Here is a 17,341-nt window from a genome sequence, read left to right as displayed (position 1 = left end):
GCCATGGACGACATCGACACCCAACTTGGCCGGATGCGGGACCTGCCGCTCGACCCGCGGCTGAACGCGATCGACGATGCCGTGCTCGACGGCATTGCCCGCCGCAAGCACTCGCATGTCTCGACTGCGGCCATGGCGCTGGTCGCCGTCTCGTCGCTCGGCATCGGCCTTGCCGGGTCATTCGGTCCGGCGAAACCGGCACACACCCATTCGGCCTATCCGCTCGGCGCGCCTGCCATGCTTGCGCCCTCGACGCTTCTGGGCGGCCACGAATGAAGGGGCAGCGACTGCGTTTCGCCCTGATGGTGATCCTCGCCTTTGCGGCCGCGATCGGCGGGGTCCTCATCGGTCGCACATGGATCGCTCCACCCGAACCGGTGGAGTCCGAACTTCACGATGTCCTGCACAAGGATCTCAAGCTCGATGCCGAGCAGGAGAAGAAGATCGAGCAGTTCGAGCATCACTATGCCAGCCGCCGCAAGGCGCTCGAACTCGAACTGCGCCTGGACAATGCCAAGCTCGCCGATGCGATCGAAGCCGAGCACGGATACGGGCCGCAGGTAGCCGCGGCAGTCGATGCCTCGCACAGGACCATGGGCGAGTTGCAGAAAGTCACGCTGGAGCACATCTTCGCCATGCGCGGGGTACTGCGCCCCGAACAGGCGGCGCGGTTCGACGCCGCCGTCGTCAAGGCCCTGACCGAAAAGCCGCATTGATGCCCGATCTCGCCGCCTGCACGGACGGCGAACTCGCCACGCTTGCCCTTGGCGGCAGGCAGGCGGCCTATCGCGTGCTGATGGACCGGCACCGCGCCGCCGCCTTCCGCCTTGCCCGCCATCATTGCGGCGATGACGATGCCGCGCTCGACGTGACCCAGCAGAGCTTCATCGCTGCCTTCGCCGCGCTGGAGCGCTACGATCCCGCGCGGCCCTTCGCGCATTGGCTTGCACGCATCGTCATCAACAAGGCCCATGACTGGGCGCGGTGGCGCAGGGTCCGCCGGTTCTTCACTTTCGCCGTGCCGCTCGACCAAGCCCATGCAGTGGCCGGGACAACCCCCGATGCCGAGCGCCAGGCCGCGGATCGCGAGGAACTGGAACGGACGATGGCCGCCATTGCCAAGCTCCCCGCCCGGCTCAAGGAAGTGCTGGTGCTGCGCACGATCGAAGGGCTGAGCCAGGCCGAAACGGCGCAGGTCCTTGGGGTTAGCGAAAAGGCAGTCGAAACCCGTCTCTATCGTTCCCGGGCAAAACTGTCGGAAATTTTGAGGGATTGATCCCCCACCCACGTATCCGATGATGAACCTGACTAAAGGGCATCGTTCATATGCAGATTCCGGATTTCGATCGGCGCACCCTGCTCAGGGGCGCGGCCCTCGGCAGCGGGGCGCTCATGCTCCAGCCGTGGCTGCCGGCCTGGGCACAGCCGGTCTCGGCAGGCTTGCCGACCTTGTCCGGCAACGACATCCGGCTGCGCGTCGGTCGCGACACTTTCGACATCGATGGCAAGGCCGCGCGCGCGGTCAGCATCAACGGCACGGTGCCGGCACCCCTGCTTCGCCTGAAGCAGGGGCAGAAGGTCCGCCTGACGGTCGAGAACACGCTGGACGAAGACAGCTCGATCCACTGGCACGGGCTGCTGGTCCCCTTCCAGATGGACGGTGTTCCCGGTGTCTCGTTCCCCGGGATCAGGCCGGGTGCGAGCTTCACTTATGAGTTCGAACTCGAGCAGTCCGGCACCTATTGGTATCACAGCCATTCGGGCCTGCAGGAAATGATGGGTATGTACGGCCCGATCGTGATCGATCCGGCCGGGGCGGAGCCTGCACCCTATGACCGCGATCATGTCGTGCTTCTGTCGGACCACAGCTTTGTCCATCCCGCCACGATACTGCGCAATCTCAAGGTCGAGCCCGGCTATTACAATTATCAACGCCAGACGCTCGGCGGATTGCTGGCAGGCAAGGACCAGAAGCTGTCCGAACGCCTCGAATGGGGCAAGATGCGCATGGACCCGACCGATATTTCGGATGTGACCGGCAAGGTGCTGTCCTATCTGATAAACGGCCACGGGCCCGAGACAAACTGGACGGCCCTGTTCGAACCGGGCGAGCGAGTGCGGCTGCGCTTCATCAATGCGGCGGCGATGACGGTGTTCAACATCCGCATTCCCGGCCTCTCGATGCAGGTCGTCAGCGCCGATGGGCAGGACGTTCGCCCTGTCGAGGTCGACGAGTTCCAGTTCTCGCCGGGCGAGACCTATGACGTGATCGTCATGCCGAGCGAGGACAGGGCCTTCACTATCGTGGGCGAGAGCGTGGATCGTTCGGGCATGGCACTCGCAACGCTCGCCCCCCGCCCCGGCATGCGCGCCGAAGTGCCGCCGCTCAGGCCACGCCCGCTTCTTACGATGAAGGATATGGGGATGGAAATGGAAGGCATGGACATGAAGGGCATGTCCATGCGCGACGGCTCGCACGCGCCGCAGGTCAAGCTTGGCCCCGGTGTCGAGATGATCAATCCCATGCCGATGGATCGCACCGGGGAACCCGGAATTGGCCTCGACAATGCCGGCCACAAGGTTCTGGTCTACAAGGACCTGGTCGCGCTGCACCCCAATCCCGACCCCCGCGCCGCCGAGCGCGAGATCGAAGTGCATCTGACCGGCACGATGGATCGCTACATGTGGTCGATGGATGGCAAGACCATGTCCGAAGCACATGAACCCTTGCCGATGCGCACCGGGGAGCGGGTCCGGGTGACACTGGTCAACGATACGATGATGGCCCACCCCATCCACCTGCACGGCCATTTCTTCGAACTGGTCACTGGCCATGGCGACCACAGCCCGCGCAAGCACACGGTGAACGTCCTTCCCGGCGGCAAGGTCAGTTGGGATGTGACTGCACTGCCGGGCGACTGGGCATTCCACTGCCATCTGTTCCTCCACATGGCGATGGGGATGATGCGTGTGGTTCAGGTCCGCCCGGTCGAGGGGAGCGCAGCATGAAGGCCCTGCCCCTCCTTGCGCTCGCGATGAGTGCGACGCCCGCCTTCGCCCAGTCGATGGATCACTCGGCGGATCACCCCATGGATCATTCGATGCATCACGGGGCACACACCCCCGCCGTGCAGCCTGCGCCAACGGTGGAGACCGATGGCCATGCGCACAACGCATCCGCCGACGAGCCGGCGGACCAGCAGCCCACCGGCACCGACCAGCCCCCCGGAAGCGCCGAAGCGCCGCCAGTCGTTCACGACCGGGCCGCCGACCGCTACTGGAACCCGGCCGAGATGGCCGCCGCCGAAGAAGAGGCGATGCACGCGCCGTCCGCGACCTATGCCAAGCTGCTTGTCGATCTTGCGGAATATCAGGTCCGTGACGGCAAGGATGGCTATCGCTGGGAAGGGGAAGCCTGGTTCGGCGATCTCGATCGGCTCGTCCTCAAGAGCAAGGGCGAAGGCACCTTCGGCGAAGGCATCGACCATGCGGAAATTCAGGCGCTCTATGCCAAGGCTCTCGATCCCTGGTGGAACCTGCAATTCGGCGTGCGGCAGGACATCCGGCCACAGCCGGAGCGCACCTGGGCGACGCTGGGCATAGAGGGCCGCGCACCCTATCAGTTCGAAGTGCAGGCGGCCGCTTTCCTCTCCGACAAAGGCCAACTGGCCGCCCGGATCGAGGGCGCTTATGACCAGCGGCTCACTCAGCAGCTGATCCTTCAACCGCGCGCCGAACTCGACTTTTCCGCGCAGGACATGCCCGACCAGCGGATCGGCGCCGGGCTTTCCAGCGCCGAACTCGGCCTGCGCCTGCGGTACGAAATCCGGCGGGAATTCGCACCCTATGTGGGCGTCAACTGGACATGGGCCGCAGGCAGGACCGCGGATTACGCGCGCCTCGATGGCAAGGATGTGACGGAACGCAGCTTCGTTGCGGGCATTCGCTTCTGGTTCTGATGGTCCGAACCCAGCCAGCCCCTTCGGATCGCGCAGGCATCATTGTATTTCCTGCACGCTCGGGCAAACTATCGCCAATCCGGCCTCCGCTGCTGCGCGCCGACCTCAGGAGCCGTCCATGAGTGATACGAATGGGCACGCCCACCACGATCACACCGGCCACAGCCAGTCGAACATGGTCACTGACCCGGTTTGCGGCATGAAGGTCGATCCTGAAAAGACGCCGCACCACGCCGACCATGCAGGGCAGCACTATCATTTCTGCAGCGCCAGATGCCGCGCCAGCTTCGTGGCCAACCCGGCCCGCTATCTGAGCCCTCCAGAGCCGGAACAGGCACCGGAAGGAACGATCTGGACCTGTCCGATGCACCCCGAAGTGCGACAGGATCACCCCGGCGCCTGCCCGATCTGCGGCATGGCGCTCGAACCGGAAACTGCCGGGCTGGAGAGCGGCCCAAGCCCGGAACTGCTCGACATGACGCGCCGGTTCCGCTTCGGATTCGTGCTGGCGCTGCCAGTGCTGATCCTGGAAATGGGCTCGCATATATTCCCGGCGCTCCATCATCTGGTGCCGATGCGGCTGTCGATCTGGCTGCAACTGGTGCTGGCAACGCCGGTTGTGCTGTGGGCGGGATGGCCGTTTTTCGTGCGCGGCTGGGCTTCGCTCAGAACCCGCAACCTCAACATGTTCACTCTGATCGCCATGGGCACCGGCGTCGCGTGGACCTACAGCATGGTTGCGGCACTTGCGCCCGGGCTGTTCCCGCCTGCCTTCCGCAATGCTGACGGGAACGTGGCGGTCTATTTCGAGGCGGCCGCTGTAATCACCGTGCTGGTACTGCTTGGCCAGGTGCTCGAACTCAGGGCGCGCGAACGGACCTCCGGGGCGATCAAGGCCCTGCTCGGCCTCACGCCCAGGACGGCAAGGCGCCTGCTTGCCGATGGCAGCGATGAGGAAGTGAGCCTTGAAAGCATTGGCGTGGGAGACCGGGTGCGCGTTCGGCCAGGGGAGAAAGTCCCCGTCGACGGCACAGTCGAAGACGGGCGGTCCTCGCTCGATGAATCGATGGTCACCGGCGAATCCATGCCTGTCACCAAGGCCAGGGGCGACACTGTCATAGGCGGCACGCTCAACCAGACCGGCGCGCTGATAATCACTGCCACGAAGGTCGGGCGGGACACCGTGCTGGCCCGGATCGTCCAGATGGTGGCCGAAGCCCAGCGGTCGCGTGCGCCGATCCAGCGCATGGCCGATCAGGTCTCTGGCTGGTTCGTCCCCGCGGTAATCGCCGTCGCCCTTCTGGCCTTCGCGGGTTGGAGCATCTGGGGCCCGGAACCGCGTTTTGCCTACGGGCTCGTCTCGGCTGTCGCCGTGCTGATCATCGCCTGCCCTTGCGCACTTGGCCTGGCCACGCCCATGTCGATCATGGTCGGGGTCGGCCGGGGAGCCGGGCTTGGCGTCCTGATCAAGAATGCCGAAGCGCTAGAGCACATGGAGAAGGTCGACACGCTTGTGGTCGACAAGACCGGGACACTGACCGAGGGGCGTCCGGCAGTCACCGCCATCGTCCCTGCGTCGCACCGCTCGGAAGACGAGATATTGCGCCTGGCAGCCGCCGTCGAGCAGGCTTCCGAACATCCGCTCGCACTCGCCATCGTCGAGGCAGCCAAGGCGCGAGGATTGATGCTGCCGCAGGTCGAAGGGTTCGATTCCCCGACCGGGCGCGGTGCGCTCGGCACGGTCGAAGGCATGCGCATCGTGCTCGGCAATGCGCGTTTCCTTGGCGAACATGCAATCGACACCGCTCCCCTTGCCGCAGCCGCAGACAGCCTCCGTCGCGACGGTGCCACCGCCATTTTCGTCGGCGTGGACGGACAAACGGGCGGAACCATCGCCATCGCCGATCCGGTGAAACCGAGCACGCCGGAAGCGCTCGAAGCCCTGCGCCGCGAGGGCATCCGCGTCGTCATGCTGACGGGCGACAATCTCACCACCGCCGAAGCCGTCGCCCGCAGGCTGGGGATCGACGAAGTGGAGGCCGATGTCCTGCCCGACCAGAAAGGCGCCGTCGTCGCGCGCCTGAAGCGCGAAGGCCGGGTGGTGGCGATGGCTGGCGACGGGGTCAACGATGCACCGGCCCTCGCCGCCGCCGACGTCGGCATCGCCATGGGGACAGGCACGGATGTTGCGATCGAAAGCGCAGGCGTGACGCTGCTCAAGGGCGATCTTACCGGTATCGTCCGTGCCCGCCGCCTCAGCCAGGCGACCATGTCCAATATCCGCCAGAACCTGGTGTTCGCCTTCATCTACAACGCGGCCGGCGTGCCAGTGGCCGCCGGCCTGCTCTATCCCCTGTTCGGCATATTGCTCTCGCCGATGATCGCCGCAGCCGCGATGGCCTTGTCATCGGTCAGCGTCGTGACCAATGCGCTCCGGCTAAATCGCCAGACATTGTAACAGCCTGATCTTACGTTGATCCAGCGGATGCCCGGACAAGTGCTGAAGCGGGCTGCCCGCCATCATTCCCGATTGCCGATTTCAGAGGCCGAGCGATTCCCAGAACTCTGCCGGGGTAAGCGCTCGCGCCCGTGCCGCCGTAGCAGCATCGCGATGACGCCAGGAAGGGTGCGGCGTGGCCGGAATTCTGGAAGGTGTCGGTGGGTAGGGCCGCGAGGGCCGGCTATTCCCGGTCATTCGTATTCTCCTTGCGAAGACACGAAGCCTGCGTGGACGCGTGGGTTTCGTGCGCTTTAGCCGTTGGTGACGCGGAGCAAGCTGTATCCATCAAAAGCCGCGGCCCGGCGCAGGAGCACAGGCGCTCCTCCATTCGGACGATTAATTTCTACTTCAAAGGTTGAGATTACGCGATCAAAGCTTTCTAGCCCGCGCGCAACTTCTTCTTTCGTCCGGTCGACAGTGGCATCGCACTCTCCGCTGTCTGCCAACGGAGCAGGTCGAAAGGAATATCCCCGGCTGGGCATCTGAGCTTGCCGGTTGCCTCGATGCGCGATTAGCCATTATCCTGCGAAACGGACGACCGGGATACAATCACCGGACAGCGTGGAGGCTCCTGAATGAAGTCGCTATTGGCGCTCTTGCTTCTGACCGCCGCCAGCAGCGTTGCGGCTGCCGGCGATGGCGAGACCTTCACTCTGTCGGGCGAGGATGCGACCGCCTTCGATGGTGACGGTTTGCCGATGTTCCGGGCTGGCCAGCCCTTCCTGCTCGATTACCTTGGCACTCAGGGGCAGGTGTTCGAAGTGAAGGCCGGCAAGGTCCGGATAAGTCCCGATGGCACCAGTCAGGTGTGGCTGCAGTGCAGCGAGCTCAAGCCTCTGAGCGGCTGCAGCCAGGAAGCAGCCACCGCCAACCAAAGGTCGCGCAGCGGCACGCGCGGCGCGGGCATTCCCAATTGCCCCGGCGACCCGCGCTGCCCCCGCAAGGGTTCAAAATAGGCTGTCGCCAGTCACTTTCGCTTCGGTACAGGCCACCTGCGTCCAGCCGATTTCCCGCAGATATTCTGCGTCGATCTTCGCGCCCCTGCAGGTGATCTCACGCTCTCCGTCATTCTGGAATTTGACGCGCAGCCGGATGTCCAGCGGCTTGCGCGCCAGTTCGGCCACGGCGCGGTCGAAATCCGAGAATGCCCGGCATTTCTGCGCCGCCCCTTCACAACTGTGCTGCACGAGCCAGAAATAGGGCGTGAGCGCCCGCGCGGAACCGGCGGGCATGTCCATGATGATGTCGCTGCGCTGGATGACCACCAGGCCGTTCAACCCGGTGCAGCTGGCGCCAAGCTCGCAATTCGCCGCCTCTTCCTCGGCCTTGGCCGTGAAGGCCGGTTGGGCGAGCCCTTCCTGCAGGAATTCGGGGCCCTCCGGCGAAGGGGCCAGCCGCGCACCCAGCAGGACATCGCCGTAATCCTTGGCGGTGTTGATCAATTCCAGCCGGATCGCGGCGCTGAGGACGGAATTCTCCCCTTCCCCGTCGCGATACAGAAGTATCTGGCGCGGGGGCTGGATGGTGATTTCGGAGCCCTGAACCGCGTAGAAGACATTGATCAGCGTGGCGGTGAGCGACATGATGAAGGCCGAGAGGGACAGCGTCACCCACGCGAACCGGCGCCTGGGTTCGGTCTTCCCTTCGACTGCACCGGCAGTGTCTTCCTTTGCCCCGCCCATGATTTCCCCCTGCACGTCCGGCGCTTGCGCGCCCCTGCTTCTAGGCTACAAGTTTTCCCTATCGCAACCGGGTCGGCAACCCGGTCGCCTTGCCGCTGATGTTGGGGGACAGGATGCGCGGGACATATCGGGCTCAGGCGGCTCTGATAGCGGGGCTCACTCTCCTGCCCGCAATCGCGGCACCCCAAGACGCGGCCGCGCAAACCGCGGCCGAACCTCTCGGCATTGACGATAGCCTGATGCCCGACAGCAGCAGGCTTGGACTGGCTGCGCGCGAACAGGCGGCCAATCTGATCGACAAGGCACTCGCAGCCTATGTCGAGGGACGGTTCGAGGAAGCGCGCGTTCCTGCCCGGGAGGCGGCCCGCATTTACGATGTGGCATGGGCCGACCCTGAGTCCAACCAACGGCCCTACGTCTCGACCATCTCCCTGCGCGAAGCCGCGTTCGGCCTCCCGGACGCACAGGCGGAGCTGGGCGAATTGATGATCCGCTATGCGCTGGCGCGCGACATCGAAGAACGCCCGGAAGATGAACGCACTCTCTCGGGCTGGGATATAAAGGGCGTCAGCGTACTTGCGCTAATATTGCTAAGGCAAGGCAAGGAACCCCAAGGCCGCGCCCTGTTCGAAAAGCTGGCCCGCTCCCCCTCTGAAGACGTCTGGCAGTCCGCCCTTGGCGAACTCGCCGGGGAAGCCGCGCGTTATCGGGAACAGGGCGACGGCGCAAAGGAAGCACAGACCCTGCAATTCACGCTGGGCTTGTTCGAACGCCCGGAAATGCGCGCGCATTACGAATATACCCAGTTGCTCGCCGCCTATGTGAATCTGCTGCGAAGCGGCGACGATCTGGAAGGCGCGCTGACCGCACAATCCCACTTCGGTCCGCCGAATGGCGGCGCCTATAGTGCGCGCGAGCTGGTCGCATCGCTGGTCAAGGAACTTCTGGAACGCGGGGAAAGCGAACGCGCAACCGCGTTGTTGGGCACGGCGATTGGGATTGACCCGGCGCACCTGCCGCCCACGCTGGCGGAACGTTTTGCCGAGGAGCCGGCCTTGTTCCCTCGCTTCTCCGAACTTGCCCCGGACAAGCTGGCTGAGGCCGTTACCCTGATCGATCAGGCTTTGCCCCTGATCGTGCAGGCGCGTTATGATCGCTCGCGGCCATTGATGGAAGCGGCGGCGAAAATCTATGCCCCCGCCTGGCCGTTGCAGGAATGGGAGGCGGAGCCCTATGTCTTGACCAGCTCGCTGCGCGAACTGGCCCTCGCCCTCGCCCCGGACCTTCCCGACCTTGCCGAATTGATGGTGCGCTATGCGCTGGTACGCGATTTTGCCCACGGCAAGGACGATATCCATACCGAGTTCGGCAGCTACGAAGCCGATGCCCTCACCTCGCTTGCGCTCCTGCTCTATCGCGGCGGCAAGGAGACAGACGCGGGCACCATCTTCCGTTTGCTCGGCAGCTCGGAAAATGAGGGCGTCCGCTCCTCCGCGCTGCAGACACTGAACGGGGAAATGGGGCGGCACCGCGCTGCCGAGGCGCCCGCCAGGGCAGAGGAAGTCGCAACCTTTGCTCTGGGCCTGTTCGAACGGCCAGACGTGCGGGGCGGCTATGATTATGGCGATCTGCGCGATGCAGCCATCGAACTTCGCCGCACACGTGGCGACTATGAAGGCGCGCTGGACATCCAGATGCGGTTCGCAGCCCCTTCCGAAGAGGGCGGCGCCTTCGCCACGCGCCAGCTTGCCGGAAAGCTGGGCGGGGACCTGTTCGATCGCGGCGAATTCGAGCGAGCCGCGGCACTGGTCGCACGTGCATCGGGAAGCGATCCTGCCCGCCCCGACCTGGCAATGGCCGAAATCCTGGCGGATATCGACAATTCTGCGACGATCGCTCCGGCACAATCCGAACGCCTCGAGTTGCTGCTGCTCTCGATCTACGAACAGGTCCTGGAACCGACCGATCAACGCATCATCCGCGCGCATAATGCACTGGGGAACACCTATCTTGCACTCAACCGGCTGGACGATGCCGAAACACATCTTCGCAATGCGGTGGTCCTGTCCGAAAAAGCTGGGGGCGCAGATTCCTTCGGCACCATTTCCGACACGCGCATTCTGGCGGAACTGCTGATGCGGATCGAACGCCCCGGCGAAGCCGAAGCCCTGCTGCGGCGCGTCTGGGCGATGACCGATCTGGCCGGGGAACTGGTCGACACGGATTACTGGCTGATCTCCAAGGCGCTGACCGACACGCTGATCGCCCAGGGCAAGCTGGAAGAGGCGGACTATCTCACGCAGGAGATTGCTTCCAACGTCGCCTCTTCCCCTGACCTCGCCGAAAACCTGCGGGCCAACCATGAAGTAAACCGGGCACGCGTGCTCGTCCTGCTCGGGCGCGACGAGGAGGCGGAACGCATCCTCCTGCCCGCCCAGCAGAAATATCCCCTCCCCCGCATCCTGCCCGAAGGCGAAGTCGGCGATATTGATCTGAGCTGGGGCCTGAAGGCGGACATCGCGCAGAACCTCGCGGTAATTCTGGAGCGGCGCGGCGATTATCCCGAAGCGGAGCGGCAGAGACGGCCCTTCTTCGAACGTTTCAGTCTGGAAGGAACCCAGGCCGTCGATACGCTGCGGCGCGGAACCGAACTGGCGACCAACCTCTCCAACCAGGGCCGCACCGCCGAAGCCGAAGGCCTGTTCGCACAGCTGATGGCGGCCGCGCTCGACGAATTTGGCGAGGGCGGCCAGCCCGTGTCGGATATCGGGCAGGCCTATGCCGCCCATCTGTTGCGGGCGGGGCAGACCGGGCAGGCACTCAAGATTGCCGAACAGGCACTCGCCGCCGAGGTAGCGCAGGCGCAAGGGGTGAGCCTTTCGGCCGAAGACAGCGAATATCTGGCCCGATCCCGTCGTCAGCGCTCCGCCGCATGGCTGTTCGCGCGCACCGCCTTTGCAGCAGACTCTCAGGATGCGTTCCCCGCGCAGGTCTTCGCCGCCTTCCAACGTTCGGAATTGACCGCAGCGGGCGCCGCTCTTGCCCGCCGGGCAGCACGGGATGCGGCGGAAGCAACGGGGGCCGCCCCGGAACTTGCCGCATGGGAGGCTGCTCGAAGCAGGCTTGCCGCGCTCGACGCCCGGATTGCCACCCTCGCCCAGACAGGGGAAGCCGGCGACAAGGAACGCCTTGGCCTGACTGCGTCCCGCTCGGCAATCGAAGCCGGCGTCAGGCAGGCGGAAGGCGCGCTTGCTGCCAAATTCCCGCGTTATTTCGAACTGATTTCCGCCCAGCCCGTGGGTCTGGAGGAGTTTCAGGGCGCAAAGGGCCTGCTCCATGGCGACGAGGCACTGGTGCTGCTCGCCCCCGGCTCACCCGGCCTGCCGGAGGGCTATCGCAACGGGCTTGTCGCGGTGGTCACGCGCGAGGCAAGCGCATGGGCACCGATCCAACTGGACGCCGCCCAGCTCGGCCGCGAAATCTACGTGCTGCACCAGCAGCTCGCCGCTCCAGGAACCGGTGAAACTCTCGCTTCCGGCTATCCCGCGCCGACAATCGCCTATTCCCGCGAGCGGGCCCATACGCTCTATCAGGCGCTGTTCGGTGACCCGAAAATCGCCGCACTCCTCAAGGACAAGGAGCGCTGGACCCTGGCCCCGCAAGGTTCGCTGATCAGCCTGCCCTTCGCCGCGCTGGTCACGGCCCCGCCCCCCGGCGGCGGCGATGGCGATGCGGACCCGAATGCCCTGCGGCAGACGAACTGGCTGGGCTTCGAGCATAGCCTGACGCTGGTGCCCTCCGTACCGTCCATCGCGCTGCAACGGCGTGCGCCTACCCGTGCCGACAATGCCGGCATCGCCACACCCTTCTTCGGGCTGGGCGATCCCGCATTCCGGGGGACGCCCGATCCGGACCCGGAACCCGAAGCGCTTGCCGAAGCCGCACCGCCGCGCGGCACTGCCACCTATTTCCGAAGCGGCTCCGCCGATCCGGCCGCGATTGCAACGCTCGACAGGTTGCCCGCCACTGCCAGAGAAATCCGCGATCTGGCCGAGACTTTGGGCGCCGGCCCTTCGTCCTTCGTGCTCCAGATGAATTCCAGCGAAGCGGAACTGCGCCGGCGCGATACAGCAGGCGATCTGGGTAAAGCCCAGGTCGTGGCCTTTGCCACGCATGGGTTGCTAGGGGGAGAGCTGGACCGCATGATCAGCGAACCCGCACTCGCCCTTACACCCCCAACGGCCGACAATGGCGAGGCGAATGCGGAAAATGACGGCCTGCTTACCGCGAGCGAGGCCGCCTCGCTCAAACTCAGCGCGAAGTGGCTGATCCTTTCCGCCTGCAATACAGCTTCAGCCGGCTCTGCCGATGCGGAAGGCCTGTCGGGCCTCGCCCGCGCGTTCCTGCAAGCTGGTGCACGGTCTCTGCTGGTATCGCACTTTCCGATCTTCGACGATGCCGCCCCGCACCTCACCGGCGGCACGATCCGCCTGGCGGAGCAGGAAGCGCTCAGCCCCGCCAGGGCCCTCCGGGAGGCGATGCACCGGCTGTTCCTGAACGAGCAGAACGATGCGATCGGCTATTCCTTCGCTCACCCCAAATCCTGGGCACCCTTCGCCCTTATCGACGCAAACTGAATTGAAGAACTTCGGACACGGCGGCAGGCGAAACCTGCCGCCTGGTCGATGTCTGGACGGAAGGTCAATTGCGGGGTGCCCAGAAGGGTTCGTTCCGATTACCGGTCCACCACCAAGAAATCGACTTCGATGACGACAACCATCGGCAATACGAACGCTCGTGGCCAGTGCCCCGGCGAATTTTTCCTCGCGCGAACACCCGCGGAAACCGCAATCATCTACGTGATTCCCCGGCGATAGAACTGCACGTTTCAGCCCCATGCCGGGAAGAGAAGCGCCACTTTGCTAAATTCAGAGTCTAGAAGCCCGCGTTTCCCGCGACGTGATAAACTCCAGCAATGCCGGCTGCCCACGCTCAGTCGCCTCGATCCCGCGCCGGATTGCCGTGGCAATATCCTCTGGCCGTTCGATCCGCTCGCCATAACCGCCCAGCGCCCGGGCAAAAGCGGCGTAATCGCCGGAAATATCGGTCGAACGGTACTTCTCGGTCGCCACCGGCATAACTGGCAGTTCGATCGCCATCGCGGAATTATTGAGCAGGATCGAGAGGATGGGCGTGCGCTCCCGCACGGCGGTTTCGAAATCCATCCCGGTGAAGCCGATCGCCGCATCGCCCCAGACGTTGATGCACAGCTTGTCGGGACAGGCCAGCTTGGCGCCCATGGCAAGGCCGAGGCCATAGCCGAGCTGGGTCGATTTTCCCCAGCCGATATAGGAGAGCGGGGAACGCGACTTCCAGAATGGCGTCAGCTGATCGCGCGGGCTCCCGGCATCATGCGTGATAATGGTGTTTGCGACATCGACCGTGCGCTGCAGTTCCCACAGCACGCGATAGGGCGACAGCGGAGCATCCTCGCATTCGAGCAGCGGGAGCCATTCCTGCATCCATGCATGCTCGACCTCAGCGATCTCGCGAATGACCGCTGAGGGATCGCGCTGGCCGTCCAGCAGGCGACGACAGGCGGCCACCAGTATGGCAAGCGTTAACTTAGCGTCGCCTGCCAGCGCCAGTTCGCACGGGACGCCCTTGTTGAAGTCGGCCGGATCGAGCGTTGAATGAATGATAGGCACATGCTTGGGCATTGAAACGCCGAACGCTGTCTCCGAAAAACTGCATCCGATCCCGAAGATCAGATCTGCGTTATTGAGGAAGTGACGCAATTGTCCCGGAATGGCCGCCCCACCCGAGCCGAGCGCCAGCGGGTGCGTTTCATCGAAGCAACTCTTTCCTTCAAGGCTAGTGGACACTGGCGCAGCCAGCAGTTCCGCAAGTAGGCGCAACTCATCGTAAGCATTAGCCCAGTGCACGCCCTGCCCTGCATGGATGATGAGCCGCTTGGCCCCCACCAGCCGCTTCGCCACTTCCTCCACCTGTTCCGGATCAGGGCCGAAGCGCGTGGAAACGACGGGCGTGTAATCAATAGGCACAGGCACGTCTTCGGCCAGCACGTCCCACGGCATTTCAACGAGCGCGGGGCGCAGGCGGCCATTGCGAAGTGCCGTGAAGGCCCGGCGCATGATTGCCGAAGTATCCTCGGCACGCAGGATCGGTTCAGCGGTCTTGGTGATGTCCCGCATGGAAATGCAGGCATTGTAGTTGTCAGGGACATGGGCGAGCCGTCGGGCGTAGCCTTGCGGCAGGACAAGAACCGGCACGCTCTCGGAATATGCCTGGGCCACGCCTCCATATGCGTTCTCGGTGCCCGGCCCATGCTGCATGGCGAACACGCCCATTTTCGCCCCTCGCGTCAAGCGGGAATAGGCGTCGGCCATATGCAGGCCAGTACGCTCCTGCCTCACGATAATGGGACGAATGCCGGCAGCGGCCGCCTCTTCCAGAACCGCATTGCGGGGATATCCGAAGATGATGTCCACACCTTCGCGGCGCAGGATTTCGGCAATGGCAGAACCGACTTTCACAGATACTTCCTAATTGGGCGCGAAGAAGTCGATCGACCGGAAAGCGCCCAATCCGGCCGACCCAGAAACTTCCAGAGGTAGAATGCGCGAAGGGGCCGGGCTCCCCCCTTTCGGTGGCCCGGCCCCAAACGCTTCGATCAGAACTTGCGCTTGACCGAAACCGCCCAGGTACGCGGTTCACCGGGCGAGCCCTGGATCGAGTTGGTCGACCCACGATTATCGAAGAAGTCCGTGTAGTAGAGCTTGTCGGTCAGGTTCCTGACCTCAAGGGCGACTTCCCAATCCTCTTCCTTCGTGCGGTAGGTCAGGCGCGCATTGGCCAGAGTGCGGCCGGGAATGCGCCCGAAGATGTCGATGCCGCCACTCACCGCATCCACGTTGTTCGCGTTACGGCTGTAGGAATCGTCATGCGAGACATCGACGCGCGGCGTAAGCGTGCCGAGGTCACCCATATCGATTTCGTACTGGGCACCGATACTCCACGACCAGGGGATGATGTACTGACCCTCATCCTCAAGGCCGATCCCAGAACTGGCTGCAGATGCGCTGATCGACTTGTAGGCGAAGTCGAGATAGGCAAGCGATGCATCGATGGACAGGCCAGCGACCGGGCGCACAGCCAGTTCGGCCTCAAAGCCCTTCACATCGGCCTTGCCCGCATTCAGCGGCAATGCGCACGGCGTAGCGTTCCCGGTCTGCGGGCAGCTAGACGCCGACACAAGGATATCGTCGTACTTGTTGAAGAACCCGGCGAGATTGAGCCGCACCGCACGATCGAAGAAGTCGGTTTTCAGACCCACTTCATACGCGGTGATCGTTTCCGGGCCATGGGGCAGTGCCTGACCTGGGAAGAACGGACGCGGATTGATCCCGCCGCCCTTGAAGCCCGTCGAGAACTGGCCGTAAGCCATCACCTCATCCGAGAAGCGGTATTGCAGGCCCAGACGGTAATCTATGCGGTCACCCGCATACTCTCCTTCCAGCCCATTGAGCGGAGCCAGCGAAGCCGGCACCGCACCGCCGGACGAAGAGCCCGGAATGCCAAAGCGGCCATAAATGAAGGTCTTGGTCTGATCGGTGTAGCGGATGCCGCCCAGCAAGGTCAGATCCTCGACCGGATGAATTTCGACATTGGCGAAGACAGCCTTGGTCGTCGCCGGGACGGAATTGTCCTCGATGAAGTTCAAAGTCGGCAGGGTGACGCGCGATACGTTCCGGCTTTCCTTGTCGAAGTAGAAACCGCCAACAGTCAGGTTCGCGATGTCCGCGATGTTGGCCGAAACACGCACTTCCTGGCTGAACTGGTGGTTGTACACCTTGTTCGCGATCATCGTGGCGCTGAAAGGCGAACCGTCGGACGAGGAATAGCTACCGTCAAATTCGCGATAGGCCGTGATCGAGGTCAGGACCACATTATCCGACAGGTTGGCGGTAATTGTGCCTGAAACACCCCAGCTGTTGATCAGACCATCGAGCGGGGCCTGCCACGCAGCCGAGCCGTCACGCGGAGCGAGTTCGGTGTAGTTCTCGTAGCTGATATAGGGGCTGTCGCTGAAAGTATCCTGCGCGTAGCTCCCAAAGGGCGAATAGGAGATGTAAGGCGAACCGGTCGAGGTCCCGTACACATTGCCATTGAGGACGTAAGGCGAGGACGGAGGCGTCGCGACCCCGGTGAGAGTAGCTCCCGGTACCGCCTGACGACCGACATAGAGCAGGGTCGAGGGGCCGACCTCACTACCGTCGCGCGTAATATCGCCCACAAGATCGACGGAAACATCCGAACTCGGCTCCCAGCGCAAAGCCACGCGGCCAGCCACATATTCCTTGCCGCCCTCGGTCCCCAGCTTGCAGTCCGTACCAGTAACGACGCTGGGAATGGTGCTCGTCGGATGGGTGCAGCGATAATCGTATCGCGTAATATACCCATCCTTCTTGACCGCCGCACCCGAGAGGCGAGCGTAGAGGTGATCTTCCGCGAGCGTGAAATTGGCCGCGCCGCGCAGTTCCATGCGGTTGTAGCTGCCATAAGTCGCGGAAATATAGCCGTCGGTGTCGGCACTCGGCTTCTTGGAGTAGAGCTTGATCGCACCGCCGATGGAATTCTGCCCGGCCAGCGTACCCTGCGGACCGCGAAGGATTTCCACCCGCTCAAGGTCCACGAGATTGAGCATCGAACCGTGGAGCGTCGGCAGGTAGACATCGTCGACATAAAGGCCGACGCCCGGTTCCAGAGCGAAGGTCGTATCGCGCTGACCAACGCCGCGAATATAGGCAACGACAGCCGGGCCGAAAGTGGCCGATGCCTGACGCAGCGTTACGTTAGGAGCCTGCGAGCCAAGATCGGCCAGATTGGTCTGACCGCGCTGCTCAAGCATTTCCCCGGTTACTGCCGTGATCGCGACCGGAACGTCCTGAAGCCGCTGGTCCCTGAACTGCGCAGTGACGATAATCTCGCCGTCACGCACAGAAGCCGCGTCATCATCTCCGCCATCCTGCGCAAATGCCGGCGCAGCGAACGCGACGAGCCCTGCCATTGCAAAGCTCGAGACAGTCGAACGCAGCCGAAGTTTCCCGAATCCCATTAATCCGCCTCCCTGTGAGTCCGCCTTATTCACGGCGGATACCCAAATGGACTTGTTGACT

At 63.8% G+C, this 17,341-nt stretch carries 11 protein-coding genes; 8 read left to right on the top strand and 3 right to left on the bottom strand.

Annotated elements, in window-relative coordinates; translation table 11 throughout:
* Positions 1-3: 3 nt before the first annotated feature.
* From WFP36_RS16365 to WFP36_RS16335, 7 genes are all read left to right on the top strand, one after another.
* A complete protein-coding gene (locus WFP36_RS16365; RefSeq protein WP_336982092.1) occupies positions 4-276 on the top strand; it encodes a hypothetical protein in 273 nt (90 codons plus the stop codon).
* Positions 273-716, top strand: coding sequence for a periplasmic heavy metal sensor (locus WFP36_RS16360; RefSeq protein WP_336982090.1), 444 nt, complete (start codon positions 273-275; stop codon positions 714-716). Before WFP36_RS16365 ends, WFP36_RS16360 begins: the two co-directional genes overlap by 4 nt.
* Positions 716-1,276: an RNA polymerase sigma factor gene (locus WFP36_RS16355; RefSeq protein WP_336982088.1), complete on the top strand. Its 561-nt coding sequence runs from the start codon at positions 716-718 to the stop codon at positions 1,274-1,276. Before WFP36_RS16360 ends, WFP36_RS16355 begins: the two co-directional genes overlap by 1 nt.
* A 50-nt stretch (positions 1,277-1,326) precedes the next feature.
* Positions 1,327-3,009 carry a copper resistance system multicopper oxidase gene (locus WFP36_RS16350; RefSeq protein WP_336982087.1) on the top strand — a complete coding sequence of 561 codons (1,683 nt, stop codon included), beginning with the start codon at positions 1,327-1,329 and terminating at the stop codon, positions 3,007-3,009.
* Positions 3,006-3,959: a copper resistance protein B gene (locus WFP36_RS16345; protein ID WP_336982085.1), complete on the top strand. Its 954-nt coding sequence runs from the start codon at positions 3,006-3,008 to the stop codon at positions 3,957-3,959. The genes WFP36_RS16350 and WFP36_RS16345 overlap by 4 nt, the downstream gene beginning before the upstream one ends.
* A gap of 118 nt (positions 3,960-4,077) precedes the next feature.
* Positions 4,078-6,417 (top strand): heavy metal translocating P-type ATPase, encoded by a 2,340-nt coding sequence (locus WFP36_RS16340; protein WP_336982083.1) that lies wholly within the window; start codon positions 4,078-4,080, stop codon positions 6,415-6,417.
* A 617-nt stretch (positions 6,418-7,034) separates the two neighbouring features.
* Positions 7,035-7,415: a hypothetical protein gene (locus WFP36_RS16335; protein ID WP_336982081.1), complete on the top strand. Its 381-nt coding sequence runs from the start codon at positions 7,035-7,037 to the stop codon at positions 7,413-7,415.
* Here WFP36_RS16335 and WFP36_RS16330 read toward each other — a convergent pair.
* The gene (locus tag WFP36_RS16330) at positions 7,407-8,156 is read right to left on the bottom strand and encodes a hypothetical protein (RefSeq protein WP_336982079.1); all 750 of its coding nucleotides are present in this window, start codon (positions 8,154-8,156) and stop codon (positions 7,407-7,409) included. The two genes, WFP36_RS16335 and WFP36_RS16330, sit on opposite strands and share 9 nt — an antisense overlap.
* Positions 8,157-8,380: 224 nt before the next feature.
* Between WFP36_RS16330 and WFP36_RS16325 the strand changes: the two genes are divergently transcribed.
* Positions 8,381-12,778 carry a CHAT domain-containing tetratricopeptide repeat protein gene (locus WFP36_RS16325; RefSeq protein WP_336982077.1) on the top strand — a complete coding sequence of 1,466 codons (4,398 nt, stop codon included), beginning with the start codon at positions 8,381-8,383 and terminating at the stop codon, positions 12,776-12,778.
* A gap of 291 nt (positions 12,779-13,069) precedes the next feature.
* Here the strand turns inward: WFP36_RS16325 and WFP36_RS16320 are convergent, their stop codons facing one another.
* Together WFP36_RS16320 and WFP36_RS16315 are read right to left on the bottom strand one after the other, a co-directional pair.
* Positions 13,070-14,698 (bottom strand): thiamine pyrophosphate-requiring protein, encoded by a 1,629-nt coding sequence (locus WFP36_RS16320; protein ID WP_336982076.1) that lies wholly within the window; start codon positions 14,696-14,698, stop codon positions 13,070-13,072.
* 137 nt (positions 14,699-14,835) lie between these two features.
* Positions 14,836-17,163, bottom strand: a complete 2,328-nt coding sequence (locus WFP36_RS16315; protein ID WP_336982074.1) for a TonB-dependent receptor — start codon at positions 17,161-17,163, stop codon at positions 14,836-14,838.
* Positions 17,164-17,341: the final 178 nt, after the last annotated feature.

It is taken from the genome of Fulverythrobacter fulvus, from assembly GCF_037154085.1.
Lineage (GTDB): Bacteria > Pseudomonadota > Alphaproteobacteria > Sphingomonadales > Sphingomonadaceae > Andeanibacterium > Andeanibacterium fulvum.
The sequence above is the reverse complement of the archived record's forward strand: the minus strand, read 5'-3'. Positions and strand labels throughout refer to the sequence as shown.

Bases quoted from the DNA above. Each gene is read 5' to 3' on its own strand.
- WFP36_RS16335 (WP_336982081.1), top strand. From the start codon at position 7,035: ATGAAGTCGCTATTGGCGCTCTTGCTTCTGACCGCCGCCAGCAGCGTT.
- WFP36_RS16365 (WP_336982092.1), top strand. From the start codon at position 4: ATGGACGACATCGACACCCAACTTGGCCGGATGCGGGACCTGCCGCTC.
- WFP36_RS16350 (WP_336982087.1), top strand. From the start codon at position 1,327: ATGCAGATTCCGGATTTCGATCGGCGCACCCTGCTCAGGGGCGCGGCC.
- WFP36_RS16325 (WP_336982077.1), top strand. From the start codon at position 8,381: ATGCCCGACAGCAGCAGGCTTGGACTGGCTGCGCGCGAACAGGCGGCC.
- WFP36_RS16340 (WP_336982083.1), top strand. From the start codon at position 4,078: ATGAGTGATACGAATGGGCACGCCCACCACGATCACACCGGCCACAGC.
- WFP36_RS16360 (WP_336982090.1), top strand. From the start codon at position 273: ATGAAGGGGCAGCGACTGCGTTTCGCCCTGATGGTGATCCTCGCCTTT.
- WFP36_RS16355 (WP_336982088.1), top strand. From the start codon at position 716: ATGCCCGATCTCGCCGCCTGCACGGACGGCGAACTCGCCACGCTTGCC.
- WFP36_RS16345 (WP_336982085.1), top strand. From the start codon at position 3,006: ATGAAGGCCCTGCCCCTCCTTGCGCTCGCGATGAGTGCGACGCCCGCC.